This window comes from Gordonia mangrovi, assembly GCF_024734075.1.
In the GTDB taxonomy this organism is placed as follows: Bacteria; Actinomycetota; Actinomycetes; order Mycobacteriales; family Mycobacteriaceae; genus Gordonia; species Gordonia mangrovi.
Genome location: NZ_CP102850.1, coordinates 1,431,174 through 1,438,812 on the forward strand (window position 1 = coordinate 1,431,174; position 7,639 = coordinate 1,438,812).

General features: G+C 66.7%; 6 protein-coding genes. 3 read left to right on the forward strand and 3 right to left on the reverse strand.

Going from position 1 to position 7,639, the window contains the following annotated elements; genetic code table 11:
• Window positions 1–11: 11 nt before the first annotated feature.
• On the reverse strand, window positions 12–365 hold the full coding sequence (locus NWF22_RS06675) for a UBP-type zinc finger domain-containing protein (protein WP_160901327.1): 354 nt from the start codon (window positions 363–365) through the stop codon (window positions 12–14).
• A gap of 837 nt (window positions 366–1,202) precedes the next feature.
• On the opposite strand from NWF22_RS06675, the gene NWF22_RS06680 reads away from it, so the two are divergent.
• A complete protein-coding gene (locus tag NWF22_RS06680) occupies window positions 1,203–3,203 on the forward strand; it encodes an HNH endonuclease signature motif containing protein (protein WP_160900044.1) in 2,001 nt (666 codons plus the stop codon).
• On the opposite strand, the gene NWF22_RS06685 is transcribed toward NWF22_RS06680, so the two are convergent.
• Both NWF22_RS06685 and NWF22_RS06690 read right to left on the reverse strand, forming a co-directional pair.
• A complete protein-coding gene (locus NWF22_RS06685) occupies window positions 3,187–4,737 on the reverse strand; it encodes an adenylate/guanylate cyclase domain-containing protein (protein ID WP_160900043.1) in 1,551 nt (516 codons plus the stop codon). The two genes, NWF22_RS06680 and NWF22_RS06685, sit on opposite strands and share 17 nt — an antisense overlap.
• A 48-nt stretch (window positions 4,738–4,785) precedes the next feature.
• A complete protein-coding gene (locus NWF22_RS06690) occupies window positions 4,786–6,072 on the reverse strand; it encodes an adenylosuccinate synthase (RefSeq protein WP_160900042.1) in 1,287 nt (428 codons plus the stop codon).
• A 79-nt stretch (window positions 6,073–6,151) separates the two neighbouring features.
• On the opposite strand from NWF22_RS06690, the gene NWF22_RS06695 reads away from it, so the two are divergent.
• Both NWF22_RS06695 and NWF22_RS06700 read left to right on the forward strand, forming a co-directional pair.
• Window positions 6,152–6,808: a hypothetical protein gene (locus tag NWF22_RS06695; RefSeq protein WP_160900041.1), complete on the forward strand. Its 657-nt coding sequence runs from the start codon at window positions 6,152–6,154 to the stop codon at window positions 6,806–6,808.
• The gene (locus NWF22_RS06700) at window positions 6,805–7,638 is read left to right on the forward strand and encodes a site-2 protease family protein (RefSeq protein ID WP_160900040.1); all 834 of its coding nucleotides are present in this window, start codon (window positions 6,805–6,807) and stop codon (window positions 7,636–7,638) included. Before NWF22_RS06695 ends, NWF22_RS06700 begins: the two co-directional genes overlap by 4 nt.
• Window position 7,639 lies beyond the last annotated feature (1 nt).

A 7,639-nucleotide genomic window follows, 5' to 3' on the forward strand; every position in this document is an offset into this window, starting at 1 on the left:
GAGCAACTGCCTCAGTCCGCCAACTGATGGACATAGCACCATCGCCAGACCTCGCCGGGCTCCACCGAGCGCATCACCGGATGGCCGGTCTCCTCGAAGTGGGCGGCCGCATGGCGTCGCGGACTGGAGTCGCAGCAGCCCACGTGGCCACAGGTGAGGCAGATCCGTAGGTGCGACCAATGGTGCTCGCCGAGTAGCGTGCATTCCTCGCACGCCGAGCGGTCACCGGCCCGCGGTTCGGGGTCGGCGTTGACGTCAGCGCCGATGGTCGCCAGTTCAGCGCAGCGGGGGTCGAGGTCGCGCGCTGGGCCGCCGGGCTCTCTCCCCCTGGAATGTTCACCGGCGGGCCGCCCGAAGATTCGCATGCCCACCATCATCCCCCGTTTCACCGAGGAACGGACGCGGTCCGGCATCGAATTCAACCTTGCTCAAGCAGGAGTTGGGGGCGGTCGGGAAAGCCGGATTTGCGAGGTAGCGACCAGCTTCGGCAAGGGGCGGTCGGGCTGTGTCGATACGTCCTCGCCTATCGGCTCGGACTACTCAACCACCGGATTGGACGGGAGCGACTCACTGGTGGTCGAGTAGGCCGAGGCGCCAGCCCTCTGGTGGTCGAGTAGACCGAGGCGCCAGCCTATCTGGTGGTCGAATAGGCCGAGGCGCCAGCCTTTCTGGTGGTCGAGTAGGCCGAGGCGCTAGCCGAGGTCGTATCGAGACCACCACCACCCGAGATAGAGCCGCTGCAAGCATTGTCCCGCAGGCAATGTCACCCGAACAAGATTGTCACACCCCACCGATATCCTGAACCCAACACCGATCCAACAACTCATCCACACCCCACCCGCAGCCCAACGAAACTGTCGGATCCACCCGATACTCTGACAGCAGTTCGATTCCCCACCAACCAATCCCGCGACGACACCTCCGGTGGTCGAGTAGGCCGAGGCGCCAGCCGAGGACGTATCGAGACCACCACCACCCGAGACGAACCGGCCACGAGCATTGTCCCGCAGGCAATGTCACCCCGAACGGAATTGTCACACCCCACCGATATCCTGAACCCAACACCGAACGAAAAACTCATCCACACCCCACCCGCAGCCCACCAAAGTTGTCGGACCCGCCCGATAGTCTGGTAGCAGTTCGATTCCCCACCAACCAAACCCGATCCCGATCTCGCTGTCGTCGCCGGAAAGGAGCGTGTCGTGTTCACCTTCACCGACCGTGCCGCCGACGACGCCCTGCTGGCCACCAGCAGCCTCGACGAGTTGGCCCAGTACGGTCGCGACGCCCTCCGGCTGAGCAATCAAGCCCAAGCCGTCGCCATGCAGATCGCCCGCCAAATCGGCCAATCCACCTACAACGAGCGCCTCACCGGATACAACGACTACGTCCCGAACCGAATCCGCAACGCCGCCGACAAAGCCGCCATAGGCGAAATCTCGCTGCAACTGGGCATCGCCCGAACCAAAGCCGGCGAATGGGTCCACCTCGACGAACTCCTCGACGAACACCCCAAGATCCGTGACGCCTTCCGCGCCGGTGACCTGAGCCCCCACCGCCTGGGCGTGGCCATCCGCGGCGCCGCCACCGGCCCCACCGGCGACCTCCGAGCCCGACTGGCCGAACTCACCGACACCGCCGACACCACCGACACCGACACCGACACCGACGAGGACCTCACCCTCGACTTCGACACCGAGAATGCCGGCACCGACGATGCTGGTACCGACGATGCCGGCACCGACGATGACGCCGGTGATGCCGGTGATGGTGCGGCCGACACCGATCCCACCGACGATGAGCCGTGGGATTTCGACGATGTGGTCCTCGATCTGGCCAGCCGCCCGACCACCGACACCGCGCTGCAAGCCGATCTCGACGCCATCATCATCACCCTCGACCCCGACCGGGCCGTCGAAGCCCACGACGACATCGCCGACCTATTCGGCGATGTGAAAATCGGTAGCGAAGCATTCGGACACATGACCGTCGACGCCTGCATCCCCGCCGAACACGGCGTACACCTGCGCGACCGGATCGGCGCGTTGATCAGCCGGCGAGTGTGCCGCCGCGACGGCCGCAGCATCAAAGCCCAACGCGTCGCCGCATTCGCCGAGATCATCAAGGCCCCCGGCGCGAAGTTGCGCTGCCACTGCGGCGACGACACCTGCCCGGCCACACAGACCCGCACCAACAACCCAGCATCGGCCACCACCCCGAGTGCGGGTGACAACAGTGTCCGCGACTCGTCGGTCGACACCAGCACGGGCGGCGACGCCACTGCACCCGTCGACACCACCGACGAACCCGCAATGGGTGGACCTGACGCGGCCGAAGAACAGCCGATCACCCTCGCCGACCTCGACGATCACCGTGACATCGACTCGGACATCGCGCCCACCGCGGAATCCCGACGAGACTTCATCACCGCACCTCGCGCCGAGCACGACACCGACGGGGCCGATGCAGAGCCGACCGACGACCCCGACGCGAACAGCACCGACGACGCGGACACCGACAACACCGCGGCACCAGCAGCCGAACTCACCACGGACGCCGAACACGCCGAGGACACAGCAGACGCCGCGGTAGCCGATGACTCTGACGACGACCCCGCCGACACCGACCCGGACTCCGACACCGATTCCGACACCAACGAAGGCCTCGTCGTCCCCGGCCTGACCCTGCTGCACGACCCCACCGGCCTCGACCCCACCCGCCTGATGGGCTACGGCGCCATCGACCCCGCCCACGCCGCACGGATCGCACCCCACGCCACCACCATCACCGCCCCACCGAGTGAAACCCGCACCGCCAGCGGCCTGATCATCTTCGGCAACCGCACACCGGCCCCGCCGATCGACCCCACCGGGCACGGCGGCTACGCCACCCCACCACCCGGGGCACTGACCTACGCACCCTCAGCAGCCTTACGCGCCGAAATCATCCAACTCGACCGACGCTGCCGCTACCCCTACTGCGGCCGACCCTCCGAAGAGTGCGAACTCGACCACCTACACAAATTCCTCCACGCCGACCCGCTGGCCGGCGGCTGGACCGTGGCCTTCAACCTCGCACCCCTATGCCGACCCGACCACGACCGCAAACACGACGGCCCGTGGCTCCCCACCATGCACACCGACCGCACCATCACCTGGCGCAACGCCCGCACCGGTCAGTGCATCGTCACCTACCCGCGCTGACGACGCGTGCTGCGTACACCACCGTCTCTTCGGTGCGACCCCGCAGCGTTGTGTCCTCTTGCCGCTCCCACGACGTCGACTCCCCGCCGGCCGCATCCACCGCTCGACCCGAGGCGAGCGGCCGGCGCGGATCACGCTTGGCCAACTCCGACAGCCGCGCACTCTCGTTGACCGGATCGCCGATCACCGTGTACTCGAATCGTTCGATGGCGCCGACATTTCCGGCCACCACGGTCCCGTAGCTGACGCCGATACCCGCGGAGATGTCGGGCACGTCGTCGGCCAGGCAGTCCGCGATCTCACGGGCCGCCCCCAACGCAGCGCCTGCCGGATCGTCGATCGCGATCGGCGCACCGAAGATCGCCAGGACGGCGTCACCTTCAAACTTGTTGACCAGCCCTTCCCCACGTTCCACCGCAGCCACGATCACGGCGAAGAACCGGTTGAGGATCTCGACGACCTCGGTCGGACTGCGGCCGGCAGCGAGTGTGGTGGAGCCGATCACGTCGACGAACACCACCGCCACCGTGCGTTCGGCACCGCCGAGCTCCGGGTCCTGCTGTAGCGCCGCCTCGGCCACGTCACGACCCACATGACGGCCGAACAGATCCCGCATCCGTTCGCGCTCACGCAGCCCGCCGACCATGCTGTTGAAACCCACCTGCAGGTCACCGAGCTCGGTACCGTCGTACACCACCAGATCGACCTCGGAGATCCGTCCGCTCTGCACCCGCTTCATCGCGGTCCGGACACTGCGGATCGGCGCCGTCACACTGATACTGGTCAACACCGTCAGCAGCAACCCGGTCGACAAGGCGATCACGGCGAGCACCGTGACACCCACGAACAGGTCGAGTTTCGACGTGTCATCGCGGAACGCACCGAAGAACACCACCAACAGGATGCCGATGATCGGTATCGCCGACCCCACCATCCACGACACGATCGACCGCGAGCGAACACCACTACGCTTACGGCGTCCGTAGCCGGCGCTGATCACCTCGGCCGCCACGGGCCGCAGCGCGAACTCGATGAGCAGGTAGGAGATCGCGACCACGACGACGCCGCTGAGCCCCACCACGAAGAACATCTTCGGGATCAGATTCGGGTCCAGCACGCCGTACATGATGGTGAACATGACGGTCGCCACCGCCCACAACACGCTCTGGATGAACACCAGGCGCCACGGTGCACGCTGAGCACGCCGGGCGTCCTTCGCGGTCGGCGCACGATCCCGGATGGCCCACTGCAGATCTCGCACCACCACGACGGTCCCGAGCACGGTGCCGACGACGAACGCCACCACCACATACACCGGTACCGCAATGTAGTTGACCCACCACAGGTCCGACTGGAACAACGACGGCTGCGGAATCCCCACCGCCGACAACGCGATCGCGAGAATTGCACCGATCAGGTTGGCGATCAACAGCGATGACGTCAACAGCGTCTGGATACGGACCCGCTGCTTGAACCCACCCTCGGATGCCGACCCGAGCAGGATCGAACCGTAGTCGCGGCTACCCCGATCCATCCCGCCCCCTCGACGGCCTATCGTCGTGCTCCGACCGCTGGTGACCCGCTAGACGATCTCGCGGCGGACGATGGTCTGATCGCGCCCCGGACCGACACCGATGCACGAGATGTGTGCGCCGGCAAGGTCTTCGAGCCGCAGAATGTAATCCTGCGCGTTCTTGGGCAGTTCCTCGAAGGTCTTACACCCGGAGATGTCCTCCCACCAGCCGGGCATCTCCTCGTAGATCGGCTTCGCATGATGGAAACCGGTCTGTGTCATCGGCATGTCCTCGACACGCTCACCGTCGACGTCGTAGGCCACACAGATCGGCACGGTGTCCAGGCTGGACAGCACGTCGAGCTTGGTGAGGAAGTAGTCGGTGATGCCGTTGACGCGCGTCGCATATCGTGCGATCACCGCATCGAACCAGCCGCAGCGGCGGGCACGCCCGGTGGTCACGCCGACCTCGCCGCCGGTCTTGGCCAGATAGGCGCCCCACTCGTCGAACAGCTCGGTCGGGAACGGCCCCGAACCCACGCGCGTCGTGTAGGCCTTCAGGATGCCCAGCACCGTGGTGATCTTGTTGGGCCCGATCCCGGCGCCCACCGCCGCGCCGCCCGAGGTGGGGTTCGACGACGTCACGTACGGATACGTGCCGTGGTCGACGTCGAGCAACGTGCCCTGCGAGCCCTCCAGCAGCACCGTCTCACCACGTTCGAGCGCCTGGTTGAGCAGCAGCCGGGTGTCGGCGATCCGATGCTTGAAGCCGTCGGCCTGCTCGAGCACCTCGTCGACCACCTGCGCCGGGTCGAGTGCGCGGCGGTTGTAGATCTTGACCAGGACCTGATTCTTCAGCTCGAGGGCCGCCTCGACCTTCTGGCTGAGGATCTTCTCGTCGAGCACGTCTGCCGCGCGCACGCCGACGCGGGCGATCTTGTCCTGGTAGCACGGCCCGATGCCGCGGCCGGTGGTGCCGATCTTCTTGTTGCCGAGGAATCGCTCGGTCACCTTGTCGATCGCCACGTGGTACGGCATCAGCAGGTGCGCGTCCGCGGAGATCATCAGACCGGTCGTGTCGACATCGCGGTCGTCGAGCCCGCCCAACTCGGTGAGCAGCACGCCCGGGTCCACCACGACACCGTTGCCGATGACGTTCTTGACCCCCGGCGTGAGGATGCCCGACGGGATCAGGTGCAGGGCGAAGGTCTCGCCGTTCGGCAGCACCACGGTGTGACCTGCATTGTTGCCGCCCTGGTAGCGGACAACCCATTGCAGCTTCCCGCCCAGGAGGTCGGTCGCCTTGCCTTTGCCCTCGTCACCCCATTGGGCGCCGATCAGCACGATCGCGGCCATGGTCGGTTACTCCTTCGAGTCGGGACGGGTGAACAACAGGCCAACCTTACTTGTTCACCGGTGTCGATACGCTATTGGCGTGTCATTTGCGCTGATCTCGCAGGCCTCCCGCTCCGACGACAAGACCGCCATCCGCGCCGCGGTCACCGAGGCGGTGGCCGACCCGACGCTCACCCGGCTCCTGGTCGAACCCCGGGTCGCCGAGCGTGTCGCCCCCACCCTCGCCGACGAGGCCGACACCTACTTCGCGCACGTGCTGGCCGCGCTGATGCTGTCCGAACGCCTCGACGTCGACGTGGCATTCCTGCCCGCGGAAGCCACCGACGCCACCAAACGCTACGGCCTTCCGCACGGCCCCGCAGCCCGGGAACTCGCCGAACACGGCACGGCGACGTCGGTGCCCCTGATCCGCGACGACGCGGCCACCGTCCTGGTCGGCCGCGCCCGCCACCTCGGCGCCGAGGGCGCCAAACTCCACGGCGAGACCTATGTCGACAGCGAGCGACTGTTCCGCGGTGAGGTGCGCTCGATCCTCATCGAACCGACGCCTACCGCGCCGGGACTGCGCGCCCAGGTGGAACGATTGCTGCTGCCCGCCCGTTGGGTAGCCGGCCGGGCCGCACAGACCGGCGGCACCAACATCGTCGTCGAACGGGAGGGTGTGGTGAATCCCCGCGTACTCAAACGCTCCACCTTCTACCGGCACGACACCGACCTGCGCCTGGTCCGCCCATGACCTCGACACCGATGCGTCCGACGACCCGCGAGATCATCCGCGCCGTCCGTCCCGGCCCGGTGTTCCTCGGCCTGGTGGTGGCCGCCGCGGTGGGCGGCTGGCTGGTCGCGGGCTCCGCACCGGGCCGCAACCTCGAATCGGTCGGCGGCACGCTGCTGTTGGTGCTGGCCGGCTGGGTCATCTCACTGTGCCTGCACGAATTCGCCCACGCCGTCACCGCATTCCGCTTCGGCGACCGCAACGCGGAACTCCGCGGCTACCTCACCCTCAACCCGCTGCGCTACACCCACCCCGGCCTCTCACTCGGTTTGCCGCTGCTGATCATCCTGTTGGGCGGCATCGGATTTCCGGGCGGCGCCGTCTATGTCCACCAGCACGGTTTCACGCGGGCGAAACGCACGATCGTGTCGCTGGCCGGTCCGCTCACCAACGCCGCTCTCGGCGCCATCCTGTTGATCGTGGTGCGTCTGTACGCACCCGACGGACTCGGCGCCCAGGGCTCGGGCGGTGTGCTCTATCTGGTCGACGGCCTCAATCTGTGGGCCGCCCTGTCGATGCTGGCGTTCCTGCAGATCACCGCAGCCGTGCTCAACCTCCTGCCGGTGCCCGGTTTCGACGGTTACGGCGCGATCGAACCGTATCTGTCCGACAAGACCCGGTTCTCGATGCAGAAGGTCGCGCCGTACGGCTTCCTGATCGTGTTCGCGTTGCTGTTCATCCCATTCCTCAATCGGGCGTTCTTCGACCTCGTCTACTGGCTGTTCGGTCTGTCCGGCGTACCGAGCGTGCTGGCGGCCTACGGCTGGAATCTGTTCGTGTTCTGGCGCTGAC

Bases quoted from the DNA above. Each gene is read 5' to 3' on its own strand.
- NWF22_RS06685 (WP_160900043.1), bottom strand. From the start codon at position 4,737: ATGGATCGGGGTAGCCGCGACTACGGTTCGATCCTGCTCGGGTCGGCA.
- NWF22_RS06675 (WP_160901327.1), bottom strand. From the start codon at position 365: ATGCGAATCTTCGGGCGGCCCGCCGGTGAACATTCCAGGGGGAGAGAG.
- NWF22_RS06700 (WP_160900040.1), top strand. From the start codon at position 6,805: ATGACCTCGACACCGATGCGTCCGACGACCCGCGAGATCATCCGCGCC.
- NWF22_RS06690 (WP_160900042.1), bottom strand. From the start codon at position 6,072: ATGGCCGCGATCGTGCTGATCGGCGCCCAATGGGGTGACGAGGGCAAA.